This window comes from Bradyrhizobium sp. SBR1B, from assembly GCF_014198205.1.
Taxonomy (GTDB): Bacteria; Pseudomonadota; Alphaproteobacteria; order Rhizobiales; family Xanthobacteraceae; genus Bradyrhizobium.
Genome location: NZ_JACIHC010000009.1, coordinates 1 through 24,019, shown reverse-complemented (window position 1 = coordinate 24,019; position 24,019 = coordinate 1). Strand labels below are relative to the sequence as shown.

At 64.4% G+C, this 24,019-nt stretch carries 23 protein-coding genes; 15 read left to right on the top strand and 8 right to left on the bottom strand.

Annotated features, from left to right (window positions below):
* The first annotated feature begins 3 nt into the window (after nt 1–3).
* The 10 genes from GGD61_RS22690 (at nt 4) to GGD61_RS22645 (ending at nt 9,603) form a co-directional block, all read left to right on the top strand.
* A complete protein-coding gene (locus GGD61_RS22690) occupies nt 4–1,659 on the top strand; it encodes a nitrite/sulfite reductase (RefSeq protein ID WP_183231181.1) in 1,656 nt (551 codons plus the stop codon).
* Nucleotides 1,646–2,161: a DUF934 domain-containing protein gene (locus GGD61_RS22685; RefSeq protein WP_183231180.1), complete on the top strand. Its 516-nt coding sequence runs from the start codon at nt 1,646–1,648 to the stop codon at nt 2,159–2,161. The genes GGD61_RS22690 and GGD61_RS22685 overlap by 14 nt, the downstream gene beginning before the upstream one ends.
* Nucleotides 2,158–2,889: a phosphoadenylyl-sulfate reductase gene (locus tag GGD61_RS22680; RefSeq protein ID WP_092254429.1), complete on the top strand. Its 732-nt coding sequence runs from the start codon at nt 2,158–2,160 to the stop codon at nt 2,887–2,889. Before GGD61_RS22685 ends, GGD61_RS22680 begins: the two co-directional genes overlap by 4 nt.
* A 120-nt stretch (nt 2,890–3,009) precedes the next feature.
* Nucleotides 3,010–4,011: a sulfate ABC transporter substrate-binding protein gene (locus GGD61_RS22675; RefSeq protein WP_183231179.1), complete on the top strand. Its 1,002-nt coding sequence runs from the start codon at nt 3,010–3,012 to the stop codon at nt 4,009–4,011.
* Between the two features lie 88 nt (nt 4,012–4,099).
* Nucleotides 4,100–4,885, top strand: a complete 786-nt coding sequence (gene cysT, locus GGD61_RS22670) for a sulfate ABC transporter permease subunit CysT (RefSeq protein ID WP_038950061.1) — start codon at nt 4,100–4,102, stop codon at nt 4,883–4,885.
* A 10-nt stretch (nt 4,886–4,895) separates the two neighbouring features.
* Nucleotides 4,896–5,819 carry a sulfate ABC transporter permease subunit CysW gene (gene cysW / locus GGD61_RS22665; protein WP_018318741.1) on the top strand — a complete coding sequence of 308 codons (924 nt, stop codon included), beginning with the start codon at nt 4,896–4,898 and terminating at the stop codon, nt 5,817–5,819.
* Nucleotides 5,809–6,843, top strand: coding sequence for a sulfate/molybdate ABC transporter ATP-binding protein (locus GGD61_RS22660; protein ID WP_092254438.1), 1,035 nt, complete (start codon nt 5,809–5,811; stop codon nt 6,841–6,843). Before cysW ends, GGD61_RS22660 begins: the two co-directional genes overlap by 11 nt.
* Nucleotides 6,844–7,054: 211 nt before the next feature.
* A complete protein-coding gene (locus tag GGD61_RS22655; RefSeq protein WP_092254441.1) occupies nt 7,055–7,558 on the top strand; it encodes a CAP domain-containing protein in 504 nt (167 codons plus the stop codon).
* Between the two features lie 78 nt (nt 7,559–7,636).
* A complete protein-coding gene (locus GGD61_RS22650; RefSeq protein ID WP_092254444.1) occupies nt 7,637–8,812 on the top strand; it encodes a patatin-like phospholipase family protein in 1,176 nt (391 codons plus the stop codon).
* Between the two features lie 2 nt (nt 8,813–8,814).
* On the top strand, nt 8,815–9,603 hold the full coding sequence (locus GGD61_RS22645) for a 3-hydroxybutyrate dehydrogenase (RefSeq protein ID WP_018318737.1): 789 nt from the start codon (nt 8,815–8,817) through the stop codon (nt 9,601–9,603).
* Between the two features lie 138 nt (nt 9,604–9,741).
* Here GGD61_RS22645 and GGD61_RS22640 read toward each other — a convergent pair whose 3' ends face one another.
* The 3 genes from GGD61_RS22640 to GGD61_RS22630 all read right to left on the bottom strand — a co-directional run bounded on the left by GGD61_RS22640 (nt 9,742) and on the right by GGD61_RS22630 (nt 13,100).
* Nucleotides 9,742–10,566 carry a sulfite exporter TauE/SafE family protein gene (locus tag GGD61_RS22640; RefSeq protein ID WP_018318736.1) on the bottom strand — a complete coding sequence of 275 codons (825 nt, stop codon included), beginning with the start codon at nt 10,564–10,566 and terminating at the stop codon, nt 9,742–9,744.
* Between the two features lie 199 nt (nt 10,567–10,765).
* Nucleotides 10,766–12,133, bottom strand: coding sequence for a flippase (locus GGD61_RS22635; RefSeq protein ID WP_409362469.1), 1,368 nt, complete (start codon nt 12,131–12,133; stop codon nt 10,766–10,768).
* Nucleotides 12,134–12,260: 127 nt separating this feature from the next.
* A complete protein-coding gene (locus tag GGD61_RS22630; RefSeq protein ID WP_092254447.1) occupies nt 12,261–13,100 on the bottom strand; it encodes a protein-disulfide reductase DsbD domain-containing protein in 840 nt (279 codons plus the stop codon).
* Between the two features lie 142 nt (nt 13,101–13,242).
* On the opposite strand from GGD61_RS22630, the gene GGD61_RS22625 reads away from it, so the two are divergent.
* Complete coding sequence (locus tag GGD61_RS22625) at nt 13,243–13,887, top strand: YqgE/AlgH family protein (RefSeq protein WP_092254450.1); 645 nt, start codon at nt 13,243–13,245, stop codon at nt 13,885–13,887.
* 218 nt (nt 13,888–14,105) lie between these two features.
* Here the strand turns inward: GGD61_RS22625 and GGD61_RS22620 are convergent, their stop codons facing one another.
* Together GGD61_RS22620 and GGD61_RS22615 are read right to left on the bottom strand one after the other, a co-directional pair.
* Complete coding sequence (locus GGD61_RS22620) at nt 14,106–14,993, bottom strand: TauD/TfdA family dioxygenase (RefSeq protein ID WP_183231178.1); 888 nt, start codon at nt 14,991–14,993, stop codon at nt 14,106–14,108.
* Between the two features lie 97 nt (nt 14,994–15,090).
* Nucleotides 15,091–15,870 carry an SDR family NAD(P)-dependent oxidoreductase gene (locus GGD61_RS22615; protein ID WP_183231177.1) on the bottom strand — a complete coding sequence of 260 codons (780 nt, stop codon included), beginning with the start codon at nt 15,868–15,870 and terminating at the stop codon, nt 15,091–15,093.
* A gap of 97 nt (nt 15,871–15,967) precedes the next feature.
* Here GGD61_RS22615 and GGD61_RS22610 point away from each other — a divergent pair, with 97 nt between their 5' ends.
* Together GGD61_RS22610 and GGD61_RS22605 are read left to right on the top strand one after the other, a co-directional pair.
* Nucleotides 15,968–16,705 (top strand): SDR family NAD(P)-dependent oxidoreductase, encoded by a 738-nt coding sequence (locus GGD61_RS22610; protein ID WP_183231176.1) that lies wholly within the window; start codon nt 15,968–15,970, stop codon nt 16,703–16,705.
* Nucleotides 16,706–16,836: 131 nt separating this feature from the next.
* Nucleotides 16,837–17,208: a CsbD family protein gene (locus GGD61_RS22605; RefSeq protein WP_018318729.1), complete on the top strand. Its 372-nt coding sequence runs from the start codon at nt 16,837–16,839 to the stop codon at nt 17,206–17,208.
* A gap of 189 nt (nt 17,209–17,397) precedes the next feature.
* On the opposite strand, the gene GGD61_RS22600 is transcribed toward GGD61_RS22605, so the two are convergent.
* Both GGD61_RS22600 and GGD61_RS22595 read right to left on the bottom strand, forming a co-directional pair.
* The gene (locus GGD61_RS22600) at nt 17,398–19,113 is read right to left on the bottom strand and encodes an SGNH family hydrolase (RefSeq protein WP_183231175.1); all 1,716 of its coding nucleotides are present in this window, start codon (nt 19,111–19,113) and stop codon (nt 17,398–17,400) included.
* A gap of 171 nt (nt 19,114–19,284) precedes the next feature.
* Complete coding sequence (locus GGD61_RS22595; protein ID WP_183231174.1) at nt 19,285–20,670, bottom strand: lytic murein transglycosylase; 1,386 nt, start codon at nt 20,668–20,670, stop codon at nt 19,285–19,287.
* Between the two features lie 219 nt (nt 20,671–20,889).
* Here GGD61_RS22595 and galU point away from each other — a divergent pair, with 219 nt between their 5' ends.
* Nucleotides 20,890–21,765, top strand: a complete 876-nt coding sequence (gene galU, locus GGD61_RS22590; protein ID WP_092254459.1) for a UTP--glucose-1-phosphate uridylyltransferase GalU — start codon at nt 20,890–20,892, stop codon at nt 21,763–21,765.
* Nucleotides 21,766–21,957: 192 nt separating this feature from the next.
* On the opposite strand, the gene GGD61_RS22585 is transcribed toward galU, so the two are convergent.
* On the bottom strand, nt 21,958–23,454 hold the full coding sequence (locus GGD61_RS22585; protein WP_183231173.1) for a diguanylate cyclase: 1,497 nt from the start codon (nt 23,452–23,454) through the stop codon (nt 21,958–21,960).
* A 156-nt stretch (nt 23,455–23,610) separates the two neighbouring features.
* Here GGD61_RS22585 and GGD61_RS22580 point away from each other — a divergent pair, with 156 nt between their 5' ends.
* Nucleotides 23,611–23,874: a hypothetical protein gene (locus tag GGD61_RS22580; protein WP_026202061.1), complete on the top strand. Its 264-nt coding sequence runs from the start codon at nt 23,611–23,613 to the stop codon at nt 23,872–23,874.
* Nucleotides 23,875–24,019: the final 145 nt, after the last annotated feature.

Genomic DNA, 24,019 nt, shown 5'->3' with positions numbered 1-24,019 from the left:
CTTATGTATGCTTACGACGAAATCGATCGCACGCTCGTCAACGAGCGCGTCTCGGAGTTCCGCGACCAGGTGAAGCGGCGCCTCTCCGGCGAGCTCACCGAGGACGAGTTCAAGATTCTGCGCCTGCAGAACGGCGTCTATCTGCAACTGCACGCCTACATGTTCCGCGTCGCGATCCCCTATGGCACGCTGGCGACGAACCAGCTGCGGGCGCTCGCCCATGTCGCGCGCAAATATGACCGCGGCTATGGCCATTTCACCACGCGGCAGAACATCCAGTTCAACTGGATCAAGCTCGCCGAATTGCCGGACGCGCTGGAAGATCTCGCCAAGGTCGGCATCCACGCGATGCAGACCTCCGGCAACAACATGCGCAACGTCACCTCGGATCAGTGGGCCGGCGTCGCGCCGGGTGAGATCGAGGATCCCCGCATCTGGTCCGAGCTGATCCGCCAGCACACCACGCTGCATCCCGAATTCTCGTTCCTGCCGCGCAAGTTCAAGATCGCGATCACCGCGTCGGACCACGACCGCGCCGCGATCAAGATCCACGACATCGGCCTTCGCCTGATCAAGAACGAGAAGGGCGAGACCGGCTTCGAGGTGCTGGTCGGCGGCGGTCTCGGCCGCACGCCGTTCATCGCCAAGACCATCAAGCATTTCGTGCACGGCCGCGATATCCTGAGCTATATCGAGGCGATCCTGCGCGTCTACAATCAGTATGGCCGCCGCGACAACATCTACAAGGCGCGCATCAAGATCCTGGTCCATGAGCTCGGCATCGAGAAGTTCTCCCGCGAGGTCGAGGAGGAGTGGCAGCACATCCGCAACTCCTCGCTCCAGATCGACGACGAGGTGATCGAGGACATTCGTTCGCGCTTCTCCTATCCTCCTTACGAAAAGCTGCCGCACATGCCGGACGAGCTTCGGCAGGCGGCGGCCGATCCCGACTTCGAAGCGTGGCGCAAGAACTCGGTCTCTCCGCACAAGAACCAGGGCTATGCCATCGTCACGATTTCGCTGAAGCCGATCGGCGCGCCTCCGGGCGATGCCACGGCGGAGCAGATGGATGCGCTGGCCGATCTCGCCGACAGATATTCCTTCGGCGAAATCCGCGTCGGCCACGAGCAGAACCTGGCGCTGCCGCACGTCGCCAAGCGTGACCTGCCGGCGCTGTGGAAGGCGCTCGACAAGCTTGGCCTCGCGACGCCGAACGTCAACCTGATCACCGACATCATCGCCTGCCCGGGTCTCGACTATTGCTCGCTGGCGAATGCGCGCTCGATCCCGATCGCGCAGGAGCTGACGCGGCGCTTCGCCAACCACGAGCTCGCCAACCTGATCGGCCGGCTCCACATCAACATCTCCGGCTGCATCAACGCCTGCGGCCATCACCATGTCGGCCATATCGGCATTCTCGGCGTCGAGAAGAACGGCGAGGAGGTCTACCAGATCACCATTGGCGGCCGTGCCGACGAAAACGCTGCGCTCGGGAACCTGATTGGACCGGGCGTCAAGTTCGACGAGGTCGCCGACGTCGTCGAGGACATCGTGGAAGCCTATCTGGCGCTGCGCGAGCGGCCCGAAGAGCTGTTCATGGACACCGTGAAACGCCTCGGCGTCGAACCCTTCAAGGAGCGCGTTTATGCCACTCGTTAACGGCGGAAAGATCACGGGCGACAGTTTCGTCAAGCTGGCCGTGGACACGCCGCTGCCCGAGGGCGGCGACATCCTGGTGCCGGCCGAGCGCTTCATCGACGAGGCCGATGCGCTGCTCAAGCGCGCCGGCAAGGTCGGCGTGATCTGGCCGAACAACCGCGACATCGCCGAACTGGTCCCCTATCTCGGCAAGATCGCCGTCGTCGCGCTGGTGTTCCCGACCTTCCGCGACGGCCGCGCCTACAGCCAGGCCCGCCTGCTGCGCGAGCGCTACAATTACCGCGGCGAATTGCGCGCCACCGGCCAGGTGCTGCGCGACCAGTTCGTGTTCATGCTGCGGGCCGGCTTCGATTCCTTCGACGTCAAGAAGCAGGCCGACGCGGAAGCCTTCATGCAGACCGCCAAGCGCTATTCGGTGTTCTACCAGCCGACCGGCGATGGCCGCATCACGGCCTTGCACCGGCGCATGCAGCTGCGCCATTCCGAGGGCGTCGGCACGTGAACGCGATCGCGCCTCAGGTTTCGCCGACGTCCGCCTCTGCGCTGCCGTCTGCGGACGAACTCGATCGCGCGCTGCGCGATGCCTCGCCCGCGGAGATCGTCGCCGCGGCGCTGAAGACGGTCGGGCGCGAAAAGCTTGCGCTGGTGTCGTCGTTCGGCACGGAATCGGCGACGCTGCTGAAGGTCATGGCGGATGTCGACCCCGCGATTCCCGTGGTCTTCCTCGATACCGGCTGGCTGTTCGAGGAGACGCTGGCCTATCGCGACACGTTGATCGCGACGCTTGGCCTGAAGGATGTCCGCTCGATCAAGCCCGCCGAAGAAACATTGTCGCGTGACGATCCCGATCGCGACCTCTGGTTCTCCGATCCCGACGCCTGCTGTCGCATTCGTAAAGTCGAGCCGCTGGCGCGGGCATTGAAGCCGTTCTCGGCCTGGCTCAACGGCCGCAAGCGCTTCCAGGGCAATGCGCGCGCCGACATTCCGGTGGTTGAAGACGATGGCGTGCGGTTGAAGTTCAACCCCTTCGCCAACGTCTCGCGCGAGGAACTGGAGGCCATCTTCGTCCGCGCCAAATTGCCGCGTCATCCACTCGCCGCCTCCGGTTTCCTGTCGGTTGGGTGTATGCCTTGCACGAGCAGAACGGCCGAGGGTGAGGATGAACGTGCTGGTCGCTGGCGCGGCCGGGCCAAGACAGAATGCGGCATCCACACGATGAAGACTTCGTAGCACAGTCACGCTGCCACGCTGCGAACAAGAAAATCCGGTTTCGTTGACTTAAGCGTGTTTCGCCGCGAGTTTCGCCTGCCTTCGCTGACACCGATGTCGTCGAAGTGAATGGAGATGGACATGATGCGCCGTATCGTTCCGCTCGCTGCAGGACTTCTCGCGACGGTTTTTGTGGCAAGCGCGGCTCTCGCTGCCGACATCAATCTGCTCAACGTGTCGTATGATCCGACGCGCGAGCTTTATGCCGAATTCAACAAGGCGTTCGCGAACGCCTATCAGAAGGAAACCGGCAAGAGCGTCGAGGTCAAGCAGTCGCATGGCGGCAGCGGTTCGCAGGCGCGCGCGGTGATCGACGGATTGCAGGCCGATGTGGTGACGCTCGCGCTCGCCTACGACATCGACGCGATCGCCGGCAAGGGCCTCACGGCGACGGACTGGCAGAAGCGGTTGCCGCAGAATGCGTCACCCTACACCTCCACCATCGTGTTCCTGGTGCGCAAGGGTAATCCCAAGGCGATCAAGGATTGGGACGATCTGATCAAGCCGGGCGTTGCCGTGATCACGCCGAACCCGAAGACGTCGGGTGGCGCGCGCTGGAATTATCTGGCGGCCTGGGGCTTTGCGCAGAAGAAATACGGCTCCGCCGACAAGGCCAAGGATTTCATCGGCAAGCTCTACCAGCAGGTGCCGGTGCTCGATACCGGCGCGCGCGGCGCCACCGTGACCTTCGTCGAGCGCGGCGTCGGCGACGTGCTGCTGGCCTGGGAGAACGAGGCGTTTCTCGCCCTGAAGGAATTCGGCCGGGAGAAATTCGAGATCGTGGCGCCGCCGCAATCCATCCTCGCCGAGCCGCCGGTCGCGATCGTCGACAAGGTTGCCGATAAAAAAGGCACCCGCAATGCCGCCGATGCCTACCTCCAGTACTGGTACACCAAGGAGGGGCAGGAGATCGCCGCGCGCAACTTCTACCGCCCGCGCGATGCCGACATTGCCAAAAAATACGAAAATGCCTTCGCAAAGGTCGAACTATTCACGATCGACGACGTTTTCGATGGTTGGACCAAGGCGCAGAAGGAACATTTTGCCGACGGCGGCATCTTTGACCAGATCTATAAGAACTGATCTGGCGCTGTCTTAATGGGCTTTAGCAGGGGGCCTGGTGAGCGCACTCGCAGCACGACGCCGGACATTGCCGGGCTTCGGTCTCACCATGGGACTGACGCTTTCCTGGCTGTCGATCATCATCCTGATTCCGCTCGCCGGGCTGTTCCTGAAATCGCTCGAGCTCAGCCCCGAGCAATTCTGGAACATCCTCTCCAGCCGCCGCACCCTGAATGCCCTCAGGGTTTCCTTCGGCCTTGCGTTCGCGGCGGCCTGCGTCAACCTCGTCATGGGCAGCATCATCGTCTGGGCGCTGGTGCGCTACCGCTTCCCCGGCCGGCGGCTGTTCGACGCCATCGTCGACGTGCCCTTCGCGCTGCCGACGGCGGTCGCTGGCGTCGCGCTGACTGCGCTGTTCGCCGAGAAGGGCTGGCTCGGGGCACCGCTCGCGGCGCTCGGCATCAAGGTGGCCTTCACGCCGGTCGGCATCTTCGTCGCCATGATCTTCATCGGCATTCCCTTCGTGGTGCGCACGGTGCAGCCGGTGCTGCAGGATCTCGACCCCGAGATCGAGGAAGCCGCGGGAAGCCTGGGCGCCAGCCGCTGGCAGACCATCATCCGCGTGATCCTGCCCTCGCTTGCGCCGGCGCTGCTCACCGGGCTCGCGCTCGCCTTTGCCCGCGCGGTCGGTGAATACGGCTCGGTGATCTTCATTGCCGGCAATCTGCCGAATGTCTCCGAGATCGCGCCGCTCTTGATCGTGATCCGGCTGTCCGAGTTCCGCTACGCCGACGCGACCGCCATCGCGGTGGTCATGCTCGTCGTCTCCTTCGTCATCATTTTCGCCGTCAACCGGCTCCAGCGCTGGGCGCGGAGCCGGATTCCGGCGCGCTGAGGAGGATGCGATGACGATGCAGATCGCAGACTCCGTGTCGCTCTCGGCTCCCGACGCCAAGGCACGTGCGAGGGCCCGGGCACATGCGGCGGCGGCGCAAGACAATCTCCGCACCGAGCCGCGCGCGGTGCGCATCACCATCATCGCGTTGGCGATCATCTTTCTTTCCGTCTTCGTCGTGCTGCCGCTGGTGGTCGTGTTCGCGCAGGCGTTCTCGAAGGGAATCCTCGCCTATCTCTCCGCGCTCGCCGAGCCGGAGGCGCTGGCTGCGATCAAGCTGACGTTGATCGTCGCGGCGATCTCGGTCGGCCTCAACCTTGTCTTCGGTCTCGTCGCCGCCTGGGCGATTGCAAAATTCGATTTCCCGGGCAAGACCTTCCTGGTCACGCTGATCGACCTGCCGTTCTCGGTGAGCCCGGTGATCTCCGGCCTTGTCTTCGTGCTGCTGTTCGGCGCACAGGGCTATTTCGGCAGCTGGCTTAGGGACCACGACATCCAGATCCTGTTCGCCGTGCCCGGCATCGCGCTCGCCACCACCTTCGTGACCTTCCCGTTCGTCGCGCGCGCGCTGATCCCCCTGATGCAGGAGCAGGGCACGCAGGAGGAGGAGGCTGCGGTTTCGCTCGGCGCCTCCGGCTTGCAGACCTTCTTCCGCGTCACGTTGCCCAACATCAAATGGGGCGTGCTCTACGGCGTCCTGCTCTGCAATGCGCGCGCGATGGGTGAGTTCGGCGCGGTCTCCGTCGTCTCCGGCCATATCCGCGGCGAGACCAACACGATGCCGCTGCTGGTCGAGATCCTCTACAACGAATACCAGTTCGTCGCCGCCTTCGCGATTGCCTCGCTGCTGGCGATGCTGGCGCTGATCACGCTGATCGCAAAGACGGTTCTCGAACGTCACCTCGACGAAGGACACGACGCCAGTGACCATTGAAGTCAAAAATCTCGTCAAGAAGTTCGGCAGTTTTGCCGCCCTCGACGGTGTCGACCTCAAGGTCGACAATGGAGAATTGCTGGCGCTGCTCGGTCCATCAGGCTCCGGCAAGACCACCTTGCTCCGGATCATCGCAGGCCTCGACTGGCCTGATTCCGGCGAGGTCACCTTCAATGGCGAGGACGCGCTGGCGCAGGGCGCGCGCGAGCGGCATGTCGGTTTCGTATTCCAGCACTACGCGCTGTTCCGCCACATGACCGTGTTCGAGAACGTCGCCTTCGGCCTGCGCGTGCAGCCGCGTGCGGTCCGCAAGGACGAGGCCGCGATCCGTGCCCGGGTGAAAGAGCTGCTCGATCTCGTGCAGCTCGACTGGCTCGCCGATCGTTATCCGAGCCAGCTTTCCGGCGGCCAGCGCCAGCGCATTGCGCTCGCCCGCGCGCTCGCGATCGAGCCGCGAATCCTGCTGCTCGACGAGCCCTTCGGCGCGCTAGACGCCAAGGTGCGGAAAGAGCTGCGCCGATGGCTGCGCTCGTTGCACCATGAGATCAACGTCACCTCGATCTTCGTCACCCACGACCAGGAGGAAGCGCTCGAAGTCGCTAACCGCGTCGTCGTCATGGACAAGGGCAGGATCGAGCAGATCGGCTCGCCCGATGACGTCTATGAAAGCCCGGCAAGCGCGTTCGTCCACGGCTTCATCGGTGAATCCATCGAGCTGCCGATCCAGGTCGAAGCAGGGGTGATCCGGCTCGGCGACCGGCCGCTTCGGCTCGCGGCGGATGGGCTTGCGCCTGGCGCGTCAAAACTGTTCGTGCGGCGACACGACATGCTGGTCGGGCCCCCCGGCAGCGGCGCCTTCGAGGGCGCGGTTCAGCACGTCCGCAATTTCGGTCCGGTGCAGCGCGCCGAGGTCGCATTGTCAGGCGGCGAAACCGTCGAGATCGACGCCCCCCGCGACAAGGAACTGCGCGCCGGGGACACCATCGGCCTCGAGCCGCGCCGTTACCGGATATTTGCGGGGTAGAAATTCCCGTCATTCCGGGATGGTCCGAAGGACCAGACCTCAGGTGCGCAATTGCGCACCGGGGAATCTCGAGATTCTCAGGTGCGCAATTGCGCACCATAGTTTAGTGCCGCGCACTGCCCCGGAATGACACCGAGCAGATTTTCATCAAAATTCACCTTTCAGCCACTGTTGGTATGCAACAACGGCCCCTACATTCGGGGGCTCCTACATGCGCGCTGCGGCCGCAATTCTCATCACTTTGCTGCTTGCCGGCTGTGCCGGCAACGAGGCACCGGTCCAGCAGCCGTCCATGTACGCCGACATGGCGGTCCCGGGCTCCAAGCTCGATGCGCAGGCGGCCGCGATCATGATCTCGCAATATCGCCAGAACAACGCCCTCGGCACCGTTGTCATCGATACCGATCTGATGCGGCTCGCCGAATCCCAGTCCCAGGCCATGGCCGCCGCCAACAAGATGGATCACGACGTCCGCGCGCCGCTGGCCAAGCGCCTTGCCACCGGCGGCTATCCCGCCACCGTTGCCGTCGAGAACGTCTCGGCCGGCTATCATACGCTGGCGGAAGCGTTTTCCGGCTGGCGCGACTCGCCACCCCACCGCGCCAACATGCTCAAGGGCGGTGTCACAAAACTGGGCATCGCGGCCAGCTATGCTCCGGGCACCAAATACAAGGTGTTCTGGACCATGATCCTGGCCTCGACCGAGCCCCGATAAGCCAGACTTGATCCCGGGATGCATTGACGCCGCGGCGGAGGGTCGCCACGGTGGCTCGCCTTTTGCTATTGTTCCTGCATGACAGATCGTAGCCCGGAATCCGCCAGCATCCCCGCGAATGCGCAGCGCGTCCTTGTCCTTCAGGGCGGCGGCGCGCTTGGCTCCTATCAGGCCGGCGCCTATCAGGCGCTGTGCGGCCACGGTTTCGAGCCGGAATGGGTCGCCGGCATCTCGATCGGTGCGGTCAACGCCGCCATCATCGCCGGCAACGAGGGCCCGACGCGCGTCAAGCGCCTCAAGGAATTCTGGGAGATGGTCTCCGCGCCGGTGCCGTGGAAACCGATCGGCAAGAGCGACCACAGCCGCGAGCTGTTCAATTCGACCAGTGCCGCGCTGATTGCGACCTTCGGCGTGCCCGGCTTCTTCACGCCGCGGATTCCACCGGCGCCGCTCTGGCCGCCCGGCAGCCCGCAGGCCGAGAGCTATTACGACACCGCGCCGCTGAAGAAGACGCTGGAGCGTCTGGTCGATTTCGACCGCATCAACGATTTGAAGACGCGCCTGTCGGTCGGCGCGGTCGGCGTCACCTCGGGCAACTTCAAATATTTCGACAATTACCAGTTTAGGAAGCTCGGAAAGACCATCGGCCCCGAGCACATCATGGCCTCCGGTGCGCTGCCGCCCGGCTTTCCCTCCGTGATGATCGAGGGCGAGCATTACTGGGACGGCGGCATCGCCTCCAACACGCCGCTCGACTACGTGCTCGATGCCGAGGTCGATCGCGACATGCTGATCTTCCAGGTCGACCTGTTTTCCGCGCGCGGCGATCTGCCGACCTCGCTGCTGGAGGCCACCGAGCGCGAGAAGGACATCCGCTATTCCAGCCGCACGCGGATGAACACCGATAAGAACAAGCAGATCCACAACGCCCGCAGGGCCGTGCGCGACCTGATCGGAAAATTGCCGGATTATCTCAAGAACGATCCTTCCGTCGAATTTCTGGCGAAGGTGTCGCGCGAAAGTACCGTCACCGTCGTGCATCTGATCTACCGCAGCAAGAACTACGAATCCTCATCCAAGGATTACGACTTCTCGCACGTCGCCATGGTCGAGCATTGGGAAGGCGGCGTGCGCGACGTGCATCTGTCGATGCGCCACAAGGACTGGCTCGAGCGGCCGCAGTCCGGCGAGACCATGGTGACCTACGATCTCACGGGGGACGTCACCGCACCCCCGCCAAAAAGGAGCGAATGATTATGGGTAGTCTGTCAGGCAAGAATGCCGTCGTGACCGGATCCACCAGCGGCATCGGGCTCGCCTACGCACGTGCCTTCGCCGCCGCCGGCGCCAATGTCGTCATCAACGGCTTCGGCTCGCCGGAGGATATCGAGAAAGAGCGCGCCAAGATCGAACAGGACTTCAAGGTGAAGGCAATCTATTCGCCCGCCGACATGACCAAGCCGGCCGAGATCGCCGGCATGATCGCGCTCGGCGAGAAGACTTTTGGTTCGGTCGACATCCTCGTCAACAATGCCGGCATTCAGTTCGTCTCGCCGATCGAGGAGTTCCCGCTCGAGAAGTGGGACCAGATCATCGCCATCAACCTGTCCTCGGCATTTCATGCCATCCGCGCAGCGGTGCCAGGCATGAAGAAGAAGGGCTGGGGCCGCATCATCAACACGGCCTCCGCGCATTCCCTGGTCGCCTCGCCCTTCAAGTCGGCCTACGTCTCGGCCAAGCACGGCATCGCCGGTCTCACCAAGACCGTGGCGCTCGAGGTCGCGACCCACAAGATCACCTGCAACTGTATCAGCCCCGGCTACGTCTGGACCCCGCTGGTGGAGCGGCAGATCCCCGACACGATGAAGGCACGCAATCTCACGCGTGAGCAGGTCATCAACGACGTCCTGCTCGATGCGCAGCCGACCAAGGAGTTCGTGACGTCCGAGCAGGTCGCGGCATTGGCGCTGTTCCTGTGCGGCGATGATGCCGCCCAGATCACCGGCACCAATCTCTCGATCGACGGCGGCTGGACGGCGGAGTAGGGGTCTTCGGAACGAGGAGCCGTAGGAGCCGTAGGGTGGGCAAAGCGAAAGCGTGCCCACCACCTCTGAATGGTGGGCACGGCGCAACTGCGCCTTTGCTCACCCTGCGAGACTGAGAACCAGGCGGCCGCGTCCCGCTCAATGCGTCCAGGCCAGCGCCGTCACGAACGCCGACGACAGGTTCAACTCCGCAAACATGATCTTGCCGGCGACCACGAACAGCACGCTGGCAAGCGTCAGCCGCAGCACCGTCTCGGGCACCCGCGTCGCGCTGTAACTGCCGACGATGATGCCGGGCAGCGAGCCCATCAGCAGCACGCCCATCAGCGCCCAATCCACGTCGCCGAGCGCCCAGTGCCCGATGCCGGCGACCAGCGTCAGCGGCACCGCATGGGCGATGTCGGAGCCGACGATGGTTGCCATGGGCAGGCGAGGGTAGAGCAGCAGCAGCACGGTCACGCCGACCGCACCGGCGCCCACCGACGAAATTGACACCAGCACGCCGAGCACGATGCCGGTGACGACGGTGGCAATCGCGGTGGTGCGCTCGTCGACCTGCTCGAGCCGGCCGCGATAACGCTCCATGATGGATTTGCGGAAGATCAGCGAGGTCGCGGTGAGCAGCAGGGCGAAGCACAGCACCAGATTGACCAGGCTGCGCTCGGAATCGCTTCTGAGGTCAAGCTTCCACAGCACCAGCAGCGTCACTGCGCTCGCCGGAATGCTGCCGCAGGCGAGCCGCAGCACCGCGGGCCAGTGCACGCTGCGCGACCAGCCATGCACCACGCTGCCGCCGGCCTTGGTGGCGGCGGCATAGAGCAGATCGGTGCCGACCGCGGTGGAGGGATGAACACCGAACAGCAGGATCAGCAGCGGCGTCATCAAGGAACCGCCGCCCACGCCGGTCATCCCGACGAGCAGGCCGACGCCGAAACCGGAGGCGACGTAGAGTGGATCGATCATGTCTGGAGAATCTTAGGTTCATCTCGTCGGTTGGGCAATACGACGTAGAATAAACTTTCCCTGGGGCGCAACCGCTTGGGCAGAATAAGAAAAATTGTACTGCGCATCGGAAATGGAGAGGTATTTCCGGTTGTTCCCAGGCGCGCCGCGAAACACTCGTTCCCCAAGGGGAGCGACCAATGGCGGCGCTCTGTAGTACCTACTTACCAAATGCCAGCACGTGCAGCCCCAGCCGCTGCCGCACGATCCAGAACAGCAGCACCGTCTCGAAGGTAAGCGAGATCGAGGTCGCGGCCGCGGCGCCGTGGCCGCCGTAACGCGGCACCAGTGCGATGCAGAGCACGAGGTTCATCACGAAGGCCAATGCATAGGCGAGCGCACAGATCTTCTGCTGGCCGAGCATGTTGAGCAGTCGCTCGACCGGTCCGATCGCAGAGCGCACGACGAGCCCGATCGCCGCGACGAACATGATGTCGTAGCCGACCACGAATTGCGGCCCGAACAGCCAGAGTAGCGGCTTGCCGAGCGCGAGCAGCACGATGGTCGCCGCCAGCGATGGCCAGAACGTCCAGTTGATCGCATGTGTCACATAGGCCGATAGGCGTGCCTTGTCGCCGCTTGCGTTGTATTCGGCGAAGCGATGCGCCGTCGTTGCCGACATCGCGTAGTGGATGAACGAGACCAGCGCCAGCGTCTTCACCACCGCGAAATAGACGCCGACCTCGTCGGAGGGGCGAAATTGCTGCAGCACCAGCACGTCGGTATAGGACAAGAGCAGGTAGAAGCTTTCGACCAGCAGGATCGGCAGCGAGACGGCGAGCCAGCCGCCGATGTCATAGGTCTTGGGGCCGGGCGCGATATGGCCGGCGAGCTTGCGGTTCAGCACCACCATCTGCCCGGTCATCGCGATCCACACTGCACCCAGGCTCGCAACCATCGCGGCGACGGCGCCGAGATGATAGCCGAGCAGGAAGGCGATAGCCGTAATTCCGATGATCAGCCCCTGGCGGATGATGAATTGCGGCATCAGGCCGAGCTGCATCCAGTCATGCGAGCGCGCGATGCCGTCCTGGGTGTTGGCGACGACGAAGGCGGGCAGCGTCATGCAGCCGATATAGAGTGGCAGCTCCTCGGCCGGGTCGATCCAGGGCGACAGCAGCCTGACGACGCCGGCGAGGGCGAGCGAGACCAGCGTGGACACCGCAAAGGTCAGCCAGCGGCTGCCGGAGAGAAAGCCGCGCAGCAACGCCTGCTCGCCGCTGGCGCGATACTCTGGAATGATCTTCTGCGCCGAGGCCGAGATGCCGAAATCCATCATGCTGCCGAGCAGCAGCACCCAGGTCCAGACATAGACGTAGATGCCGTAGTCGGACGTTCCCATCCAGCGTGCGAGCAGCACCTGTGAGACATAGGCAAGGCCTGCGCTGATGACGCGGATGATGAAGATGGTGCCGGCCAGCCGCCGCGTCAGCGATGCCTCGCTCGAGCCGCCCGTCAGCCTGGCCCGCAGCCGCGCGATCAGCCCGGCCGGTCCGGTCGTTGCGGGTGGTGCATCCATCACGGCCACGAAAAGTCCCCGGTCTTCCGCATGCCGCAGGCCTGCTGCGGTAGCCATGGGGCTTAGCAACCATTCGTTAAGATTCGGTTGGGTGGCGTTCCATACTCGGTGTCGTCCCGGACGAGCTAACCGGCACTCACTCCAAATTCGTATTGAACTCGTACGACTTCTCGGGCCCGACCAGCGTGAATTTCAACGCTGCGCCATCGGGCTTGGCGCCCGGCGGCAAGCCGTCGAGCTCGAACGAAAAACGCTTCACGCCAGCCGGGCTGTCCTTGACCGGCGCCGGAATTGGCAGCGCCCAGTCGGGCGTCGGACCTTCCACGAACAGATTGACGTTGCGCGGGTCCGGCGTCACCACGTCGACCACCACATTCTTGGGTCCGTCGCGCTTGACGTCGCGGATGGTGAGGGGATTGGGATCGCCGATATTGGCGGGCTTGGGCACGGTATCGAGTGCCGCACGCAGATTGGCATCCTCGGTCGAGGCCACGCTGTTGAAGCCGAGCTCGGCACTGGCCTCGACCGGAATGCAGAGTTTTTCGCACACCGCGTAATTGATCTCTGCGCGCAGGGTCACGGGCTTGTCGGCCGCCTTGGCGACGATGCGCAGGGGGAGCACGATCTGGTTGTGATAGCCGATCGAATGGCCGCCGGCGCCGTCGTCGAATTTCAGCGGCGCGGGCCACATCACCGTCACCGCCTCGACATTGTCCGACTTGGAAAAGTCGAACCGCGGCGGGACGCCGGAATCGCCCGGGGAACGCCAATAGGTCTTCCACCCCTGCTGGAGCTGGATGGCGATACCGCCGAGCAGGACGGCGCCGCTGCGCGATCCCGCCAGTAGCCGCACCGCGGAATGTCCGTCGCGCTGCCACGGCGAAGCGTCGTCGGCACGGGCTACGATGGCCAGCGACGACGCAAAAAGGGTTGTCGCGACGCCAATCGCCGCGCGCAGGGGAACTCTTGTGAGCATAGCACGTCTTTACAGGGTCGCCCTGAGGCAAACCATTGAATTGCTTGTGATGGATGCACCTGAATCGCGTCTCTGCAAGCCTTGATTTGACAGCAGCCCGGCCCGACATCAGGATAGGAATTGAAACCGGAGTGCTTCACCGATGGCTCCCACAGGCAAGAGGACGGGCGAAAGCACCCGCAGCGCGGGACCCGTACTCCCTAATTCGGCCGGTTATCTCGACGGCCGGCTCTTGATCGCGATGCCCGTGATGGGCGATTCCCGCTTCGAACGCTCGGTGATCTATCTCTGCGCCCATTCGGCGGAGGGAGCGATGGGCATCATCGTGAACCATCCGGCCGGCAGCATCGATTTCCCCGAGCTCTTGGAGCAGCTCGGCATCATCAAGAAGGGCGAGCACATCAAGCTGCCCGAGAATGCCGAAAGCATGAAGGTGCTGCGCGGCGGTCCGGTCGATACCGGGCGAGGCTTCGTGCTGCATTCCAGCGACTTCTACATCGAGAACGCGACGCTGCGGATCGACGAGGGCGTCTGCCTCACCGCGACCGTCGACATCCTGCGCGCGATCGCCAACGGTTCCGGCCCCAAGCACGCCATTCTCGCGCTCGGCTATGCCGGCTGGGCACCCGGCCAGCTCGAGACCGAGATCCAGAGCAACGGCTGGCTGCATTGCGATGCGGATGCGGATCTGATCTTCGGTGACGACGTCGACGACAAGTACGGACGCGCCCTGCGCAAGATCGGCATCGATCCCGGCATGCTCTCGAACGAAGCGGGACACGCGTAGGTGCTTTAGTCGCTACCGCGACATACTCCGCGGTGGTGCCTCGTCCTCCGCTGTCGTCCCGGACAAGCGCGCCTCAAGCGCGCGTAGATCCGGGACCCATACTCCCAGGGTGATGTTTAAGGCAGGCCGGTCACTCCGAGTCTTCGCCAAACCACGTTTTGTGGCTGGGTCCCGAATCTTCGCTTCGCTCGTCCGGGACGACAGCGGAGATTGCCGCGCTACTCCGCCGCCTGCTGCTGCATCGTGGGCTCCGTCCCCGCCACCGTCGCGCGGCGCATGTCGCGAGGCTGCGACTGGTCGTAGCGGCGGACGCGGTGCATGGTCTGGCGGTTGTCCCACATCACGAGGTCATGCAGCTTCCATTTGTGGACGTAGACGAATTCGGGCTGCGTGGCGTGCTCGTTGAGATCGCGCAGCAGGAGGCGTCCCTCCGGCACGCTCATGCCGACGATCTTGCCGGCATGGGATGACAGATACAGCGACTTGCGGCGATGCACGGGATGCGTCCGCACCAGCCTTTGCAGCACCGGCTTGAACATCTCCTTCTCATCCTCGGTGTATTCGGTGAAGCCGAGCGATCCCCGCGAATACATCAGCGAGTGCTCGCAGACGAGATCGTCGATCTCCGCCTTGGTGTCGTCGTCGAGCGCATCATAGGCGGCGCGCATGTCGGCGAATTCGGTGTTGCCGCCCTTGGGGTTCACCACGCGCGCCGACAACAGCGAGAATTTTGCAGGGATAGGCCGGAACGAGCTGTCGGAGTGCCACAGGCAATTGCCGAGGTTGAACAGATTGGCGCGGCTGTCCTTCGGCAGCGGCTTGCCGTCCTTGCCGAGATTCGAAACATCGTTCAAGCCCGAGTTGAGGCGGTGTTCGCTGGCCTTGGTAATGTTGCCGCCACGCGCATCCTCACGCTGACCAAAGTTCAGCGCAAAAGCCATCTGCTGCTCGTCGGTGATGTCCTGGTCGTGGAAAACCAGCACGGCGTATTTGTCCATGGCGGCCTCGACCTCGCGCGCCTCGACCTCGGTGAGGGGCTTTCGCAAATCGAGGCCGGAAACCTCGCCGGCAAAGTGCTTCTGAAGCTGCCGGATGGCGATCGTCATGGCGTTTTCTCCCGCATGTGCGAGCGGTTGGTCCCGCTCTGTCGGCGAAAAAGCTACTCCCGCACTCGCCGTTGTCAACGCTCGGCGCGCATGGCTCTCACGCATTCCGTGCCATCAACCCGCCGTCGACCGGGATCACCGCGCCGGTGAGGAAGGATGCCGCCGGCAGGCACAGGCTCAGCGTCATATGCGCGACCTCTTCAGGGTCGCCGTAGCGGCCAAGCGCGGTGCGACGCCTGGCGTAGATCGTCTTGTGCTCCTCCGAGATCCGGTCGGTGATCCCAGTGCGGATCGGACCCGGGCAGATGCAATTGACGGTGATGCCCTCGCGGCCGAGCTCGACGGCGAGCGAGCGCGTGAGGCTCGCCACGCCGCCCTTCGCTGCCGAATAGGGGCTGTGCAATGCGGTGGCGCCGAGCGCCTCGGTCGAGGCGATGTTGACGATGCGCGGGCTCTTCGATTTGCGCAGGTAAGGCAGTGCGGCGCGGATGATGCGCGGATGCGCCGTCAGCATCACGGCGATGCCCTTTGCCCAGGCGTCCTCATAGGCCTCGTCGTCGATCGCGACGCGTACGGAGATGCCGGCATTGTTGACGACGATATCGAGCCCGCCGAAATGTGCCGCGACATCATTCACCACGCGCCTGATCTCGGTGCCATCGGCAACGTCGAGCTTCCAGGCTTTTGCCGAGCCGCCGCTCGCCGCGATCTCCGCCGCGACGGCGAGCGCGCCTTGCTCCTCATAGTCGGTGACGGCAACGTTCGCGCCCTCCGCGGCGAACAATTGCGCGGTGGCGCGTCCCATGCCGCTAGCCGCGCCGGTGACGAGAACGGTCAGGCCCTTCACGGACCGGCTGAGCCGTTTGAACTCGGACATGCTGTTTCCTCGCGCCCTGCTTGTTCTTGTTATGATTGACAAGGCTGGCATCGATCCGCAGACAGGTCAAACAAGCAAGACAAAAGGGGAGGCCGCGATGGCGAACGAGCTCGATTTCTCAGGCAGGCAGGTGCTGGTGGTCGGCGGTTCCAGCGGTATCGGCAACGGCATCGCGCAAGCGTTTCGCACGAGGGGCGCGCATGTCGCGGTCTGCGGCACGCGTGCGCAGCCAAAGGATTATTCGATCGAGGAAGGTTCTGATCTCACGGGCCTGTCTTACGCGCAGCTCGACGTCAGCAACCCCACTGCGATCGAAGCGTTCAAGCCGTCCTTCGATCGGCTCGACGTGCTCGTGCTGGCGCAAGGCGCGGTGCTCTATCGCCGCGGCGAGTTCGAGATGAGCGGTTTCCGCAAGGTGGTCGAGGTCAATTTGATGAGCCTGATGGCCTGCGCGACGCGATTTCATTCCATGTTGCGGGATGCGAAGGGGTCGCTGATCATGGTGTCCTCGACCGCGGCCTATCATTCCACTATGGGCAATCCCGCCTATAACGCCTCGAAGACCGGTGCGGTCGGATTGACGCGGACACTGGGCGAAGCCTGGGCGGAGGACGGCATCCGCGTCAACGGCATCGCGCCCGGACTCGTCGACACCAAGATGACCAAGGTGACGACCGACAATCCCAAGCGGCTCGAAGGTGCATTGTCACGCATTCCGCTGCGGCGGCTGGGCACGCCGGCCGACATGGCGGGCGCGGCTCTGTTCCTGGCTTCGCCGCTGTCGTCCTATATCGTCGGACAGACGCTGGTCGTCGATGGCGGGCTCATCCTTTAGCTGGCCCGTAGCCCGGATTGCGCTGCGCTCGATCCGGGCTACACACTTTCGTAGGAGCTACACTTTCGCAAACACTTGGAACTGGGCCGCGCCTGATCGGTTACTTCGGCTGACCACCGAGGAGGATCATCATGGACACGGATCGGATTGTTGGATCGGCCAAGGAATATGCCGGACGCGCGGAAGGCGCGATCGGAGACATGGCAGGCGATGCGAAGACGCAGGCGTCGGGCAAGGCGCGGGAAGCCGCGGGCACGGTGCAGAATCTCTACGGCCAGGCCAAGGATGCCGTGCGCGAGGCCGGCGAGACGGCGGCTGACTACGCCAAGGACGCCTACGACAACAGCGGCGAGACTCTTCGCGACGGTACGCAAGCATTGTCGAAGAAGGTGCAGGACAATCCGCTCGGCGCGCTGCTCGTCGCCGGCGGCATCGGTTTCGCGCTCGCGCTTCTGATGTCGCGTCCCGCACGCCGTCCGCCGCCGTCGCGCTGGCGCTATTAAGGCTAGTCGCCGAACGCCTATCACTCGTGCCCCGGACGCGATGCAGCCTAGGCGATGCGTAGCATCGTCCGGAAACGCTGCATCGCTAAGCCGGGGCCCATCTTTTGTGAATGCCGCACGAATTGGGTCCCGGCTCTGCGCCTCCTCACCAAGAGGCGCCGCGTCGCATCCGGGACACGAGACCTTACCTTACCGGAACATCTCGGCCGAGCGGCCAACGTTACCCGGCGGACGCGGGACCCCGGGATTGGGATTCGGATTGCGCGGCCCGGGCGCCGGCGCCAGTTGACGCGGCGGCGGTGGCTGCGGAGAGCCGAAGCCGAAGAAATCGCGGAATGAGGGCGTAGCCTGTGCCGGTTGCTGCGGTGGGACCGGCGGCTTCTTCGGTGCAAGTTTCGGCGGGGCGATCGCGGCGGCGGCTCCCGGCGCGGTGGGATTGGCGACGCCGCCGTCGGGCGTCGTTGCGGCCATCGGCGTATCGCCCTTGGCCTGCTCGCGGCCGACTTCGCGGCGCGGCCAGGCATAATCGTCGGCGCGGCCGGCCGGAGCCGCCAGCGGCTCGCCCTTCACCATTGTCTTCGCAGCCAGCGCATCGACGGCGGCGGGACGCGAGCCCGGGCCGCCCAGCAACTGATCGGTCGAGATCGAGGCTGCAACCAGCGGCACGATCGGCCCCGCCAGCGGCCGCGGTGCGGGCTTGCCGGGCTCGGCGCTGGTGTCGGGCGTCGCCGGCTCGCTCGGCAGCGCGATCGGGCCGGAGCGTCCTGCCAGCAGACGCGTGATTTCGCGCTCGACATAATGCGCGAGCTTGCGCGCGCCGGGCTTTGTGAAGAAGACGCCGTCAGAGCTGCGGAGCTGACGGATCTGGCCTTCGAAGTCAGGACCCTTCTGGAGGAAGCGGCCGGCCTCGTCGACAAACCCGTCCCAGACGTCGACATAGGTAATGCCGGCCTTGGCCGCGCCTTCGCGATAGAGCGAGTCCAGGAACAGCATGTCCGCCGTGCCCTTCTGCCCGCGGATGGCGGGAAGGCCGACCCACAGCACCGGCACGCCCTTGGCCTTGAGGACGCTGGCGAGCTCCTCGATCTTCTTGCCGTAGAGCTCGACCCAGCGGTCGTCACGGAATTCGTAGAGGCCGTTCGGATTGCGGGCCGTCTTTTCGGGCGCCGCCGCCGGCGCGTCGGCGTTGTCGGCGTCGTCCTGCGGCAGATCGGCATCGGCAGGCTTGTCGTCGGGCTTGGCGGCGGTGTCATTGCCTGGCTTGGCGTCCCCCGGCTTCGCTGGCTGTTTGGCGCGCGCGCCCTTGTCGTTCTTCTTGTCCTTGTCTGCGGCGGCCTTGTCCGTCTTGTCGGCGACGGGCTCGCGGATCGCGCTGCGGTCGTTGAGGCCCAGCATGACGACGATCACGTCGGGCTTCTCGGTCTCGAGGATGCCCCTTGCAGCAGTCGTCCAATCCGCGGGCTCGCCGCGCGGCTGGTACTTGATCAGGCCGGACGTGGTCTTGTGCTTGCGGATCACGCCCATGTCGGGCTGCTCGGTGTAGGCGTCTTCCAGGCCATAGGCGAGCCAGTCGGCCATGGCGTCGCCGATCACGAGCACGTTCTTCTCAGGGATGGTGTCGCGCTTGGCTGGCGCCGGCGCGCGCGAAAAATCCTGGCGCGGCGCCTGCGGCTGTTGCTGCTGGAACGGCGCGAAGAAGTCGCCGCCGAACCAGCCGCCGCCTCCACCGCCGCCCCGTTGTGGCGGCGGAGCCGAACGCTGCGGCGGGCCGCCGAAGCCCGGGAAGTTGAAGAACTGCGCAGAGGCAGGCCCTGCGACCGAGACCAGAATCGCAAGCGCCGTCCCCAGCGCGATCAACGGGCCGGTCTCGGTCAGCGCCTTGAACAGGGACTTCGGCTTCGACATGCGATCTCGGGCCAGCGCAATGGGGATCGGAGGTAGCTCAATATAATAACGGAATCGGGCGCCAAACGGGCAAATTCCGTTGCAGATTCTTGGGCTCATACACCGGGGAACGGCCGCCTGCGTCAAGGCTGCCTGCCAAAATCCCAGTTCAGGGTTACTTTCGGCGCGATTTTACCGTCCGCGCAGCCGTTCCAGTGCGTCGGAGGAGGCAAAACCGTCCGCGGGCACTCCGATCGAGGCCTGGAAGTTGCGCAGGGCTTCCCGGGTCTGGCCGCCGAACTGGCCGTCCGGGGTGCCCTTGTAGAAGCCGCGCTGGGCCAGCAGTTGCTGCAGCTCCAGCCGCTCGGTGCGCGACAGCTCGCGTTCCTGCCGCGGCCAGGGTTGCACGAAGGGTTGGCCCCCACGCAGGCGGTCGGCGAAATGACCGATCGCCAGCGCATAGGCCTCGGCCGGGTTGTACTTCATGATGACCCGGTAATTCTGCAGCATCAGGAAGCCGGGCCCCTGCGCGCCGGCCGGCGCCAGCAGATAGGCTTTCTCCGCCGGATGCGGGAACGGCTGGCCCGTCGCCCGCTTGAGCCCGAGCTTCTCCCATTGCGCGATCGTCATCGCCTTGGCGCGGTCGGCCAGCATGTAGTTGAAGCCCTTGGGCACCACGACCTCAAAGCCCCAGGTCTGGCCGGCCTGCCAGCCGTCTTTCTTGAGGTTGTTGGCGGTCGATGCAATCAGGTCGGTCGGATTGTCGACGACGTCGCGCCGTCCGTCGCCATCGCCATCGACCGCAAAGCGCTTGAACGCTGTCGGCATGAACTGGGTCGGGCCGAACGCGCCGGCCCAGGAGCCGCGCATCTGCTCCGGCCTGAGGTCGCCGCGGTTGAGGATCTCCAGCGCGGAGAGGAACTCGTCCTTGAAATAGGCCTGGCGCCGGCCGATGCAGGCGAGCGTCGCGGTCGATTGCAGCACGCTGCGATCGCCCATCTGCGTCGAGTAATTGGACTCGATGCCCCAGATCGAGGCGACGATGTAGCGGTCGACGCCAGTGGCCTTTTCGGTGGCGTCGAACTGCGCCTTGTATTTGGCGAGGATCTCGCGGCCCTTGGCGAGGCGGTTGTCGTTCACCAGGATATCGAGATAGTCCCAGATCGATTTTGTGAACTCCGGCTGCGAGTCCATCAGGTCCATGATGCGCAGATCGGGTGAGAGCCCGGCCGTGAAGCGCTGGAAGTTTTCCTGGGTGATGTTGCGCCGTGCGGCATCGGGCCACATCGCCGCAACGCAATTGCTGAAATTGCCGGCGGCCTCGCGGATCGCCGCGGCCGTCATCAGCGGATGGCCGGAAGCCCCGTCCTCGCCGCTCCAGGGCAAGGCGCCGCCGGGTCCCGGCGGGGCTTGCGAGGGCGCAGCATTGGGGCCGGAGAAGATGCCGCCGAACAGATTGGACAGGCCGTTCTGCGCCTGGGCGTGCGCGCTGACGGGCAGCAGCAGGACGGCCGCGATCATCGCCGCGCCGGTCACGGATCCCGCCCGTCTTGCCTGCCTAGCCACCAATCGCGTCATGTCCCACCCATCGGCCTTCCAAGAATCTGCCATCAGGAGGCCTGGTTACGGTTGCCAATAGCTTAACAAAGGTGAAATTTTGGTGACGGCCTTTTTCTTAACTCTGCGCGGATGAGGCCCCACATCCGCCTTTGTTGGCGGCTGCAAACAGGCTAGCAAGATGCCATTGCTCCGTTCCCAGCCTCGTTCCCATGTGCCCCCAGGTATTCGAACAATCACATGAAAATTCGCAAAGCCGTATTCCCCGTCGCCGGCCTCGGCACCCGTGTCCTGCCCGCCACCAAGGCGATGCCGAAAGAAATGCTGACCATCGTCGACAAGCCGCTGATCCAGTACGTCTATGACGAGGCGAGGGAGGCCGGCATCGAGCACTTCATCTTCGTCACCGGCCGCAACAAGAATGTCATCGAGGATCACTTCGACCGGATGTTCGAGCTCGACGCGACGCTCAGCCAGCGCGGCAAGAAGGCCGAGCAGGAGATTTTGGCGCAGAACCAGCCCGAAGCCGGCGCCGTCAGCTTCACCCGCCAACAGGCGCCGCTCGGCCTCGGTCACGCGGTCTGGTGCGCGCGCGACATCGTCGGCAACGAGCCGTTCGCCGTCGTGCTGCCCGACGAGCTCGTGCTCAACTCGCCCGGTTGCCTCAAGCAGATGATCGAGACGGCGTCCACGCTCGGCGAGAAATCCAACTTGGTCGCGGTCGAGGCGGTGCCCGACCATCTCACCCATCAATACGGCATCTGCGGCGTCGGCAAGCGCAGCGGCAAGATGTTCGAGGTCGACGGCATGGTCGAGAAGCCGGCCAAGGGCACCGCGCCCTCCAATCTCTCGATCACCGGCCGCTACATCCTGCAGCCTGAGATCTTCAAGATCCTCGAGACGCAGGAGCGCGGCGCCGGCGGCGAGATCCAGCTCACCGACGCCATGATCGGGCTCGCCAAATCGCAGAAATTCTACGGCGTCGAATTCGAGGGCGAGCGCCATGATTGCGGCTCCAAGCCCGGCTTCCTCCGCGCCAACATCGCCTACGGCCTGCAGCGCCCGGAGCTGCGTGACGGGCTGATCGCGGAGATGAAGAAGTATCTGGGGCAGTAGTCGCCACAAGCTCCGCCGTCGTCCCCGCGAACGCGGGGACCCATACCGCGTGATCTATCGATTGCGTTTTGCAGTAGTACCGAACGACAAGTCTTCGCCAAACCACTCCCTGTGGTTATGGGTCCCTGCGTTCGCAGGGACGACGCCGTTGGTGTGGATCGCGTCGCGTTCAATAACGGTGATTAGCCGCCCTCACGCCACCAGCGACAGCTTCGGCAAGCTCGCAACCACCGACTGATTACGTCCGCCCGCCTTCGCCGCATACAGCGCCTTGTCGGCGGCGGCGACCAGGACCGGCCAGTCCATCCCGGCGGTGGGAACGAGGCTGGCGACACCGCAGGACACCGTCAACATCACCTGCTCGTCGGACCAGCCCTGCACCTTGGTGCGGACCGCCTCGGCGACCTTGAAGGCGTCGATGGCTGAAGTATTCGGCAGCAGCACCGCGAATTCCTCGCCGCCATAGCGCGCGGGGCAGTCGCCGGCCCGGCTCACCGAATCGGAAATGCAGATGGCGATGCCGACCAGCACCTGGTCGCCGGCCTGATGGCCGAACGTGTCGTTGTAGGCCTTGAAGTGATCGGCATCGATCATGAGTAGCGCGATCGGCGCCTTCTGTCGCATCGCGCGCCGCCATTCGACGTCGATGACGGTATCGAACTTGCGGCGGTTCTTCAGGCCGGTGAGCGCGTCCGTCGTCGCCATCTCTTCGAGCTTGCGCTCGGCCTCGGCACGGCGGCCGATCTCGCGCGCGAGCACCAGCGTCGATCCCAGCACGAACAGCGCAAGCGCCAGCACCACGGCGCCGATGCGATACGCCTCCTTCTGCCAGAGCGCGAAGACCGCGGCCAGCGGCTTGCCCGCCACCACGAACAGCGGCCCGTTGTCGGCGCTGCGGACATAGAGCCGCGGCGTCGGATCGACCGGGCCCTTTCCCGAATAGGAGGCGCCGATCGGGAGATTGTCGGGCTTCCAGGCCCGCCGGTCGTTCAGGTTCGTACCGATGATGTCGAGATCGAACGGCCGACGCATCATGATGGTGCGGTCGCGCCTGAGCACGGTGATGGTGTCTTCGGGATCGAGGTTGAGCCGCTCGAACAATTCGTGGAAATAGCTGAAGCGGATCGAGCCGGCGACGACGCCGAGGAAACCGCCATCGGTATCGCTGATGCGACGGCTCAGCACGATCGCGTAGGCGCCGCGGAATAGCATCGGGCGGCTGATGAAGAGCCCGGCCTCGGGATTGTCGCGATGAACCCTGAAATACTCCTCCTCGCTCCGGTTCTCGGAGAGGGGATCGAGGGTGGAGGCGTCGATGGCAAGCCTGCCCTCGGCGTCGAACACCTGGATGGCGCCGAAATGCCTCGCCGTCGTAGCGTGATCGAACAGGATCAGGTGACGGATCGGCGTCGACACGGTCGCGAGCTCGGGCAGCAGCATGTTGCTGGCGACCGCCTTCAGCGACAGGTCGTAGATCTCGACGTTGCGGCTGACGTCGGACTGGATGGTGGTCGCGAGGTTCTCCAGCGTCTGGCGGGCGAGCGCCTCCTCGCCCCGGCGCATGTCGAGCATGACGTTGACGCAAATGGCGGAAAAGCCGATCACCGTCACCACGGACGAGATGATCAGCAGCTTCGCCGAAATCCGCCACGGCCGGCGGGCCATGACTTCGCGCCATCCAGACAGCATCGTTAGCTCCCGATCCCTTAGTGGATGCGCCCGAAATCTTGAGTAGTGTTTAAGGTGGAACAGCGCTGCCGTAGTGAGTTAAGAATCGGTTTACGCCGCTCACGGTTTTGGGCAGATCTCCTGCGAGCAGACCCGGTTTCGGACAAGAGGACGGATGTGAACGACTACGACGCGTTGCGCGACTATCTGCTGCGGCAGAAGCAGGCCGAATTCGTCCTGAGCTTCGAACAGATCGAAGAGATCATCGGCGCGGCCCTGCCGCGCGCCGCCAATCGTGCCTCATGGTGGGACAGCCTGCGCAGCCCCGACATCCAGATGCCGCAACGCGAAGCCTGTCTTGCTGCCGGGTTCAAGGCGGTGCGGATGCCTGATGGCCAGAGCGTGCGGTTCACGAAGATGAAGAAGGACGGGCGGCGGTAGCGGCGGAGCACCCGGTCAGGTGGGTGAAGGTCTCTCCATATCCAACAGTATCGTAGCAACCATTAAGAGCTAGGCTTCTTTTTCGATCCATGGCGTGCCGCGCTGTACGACAGTATTGGCGTAAATGAGGAGCTTCCTGGCGCAG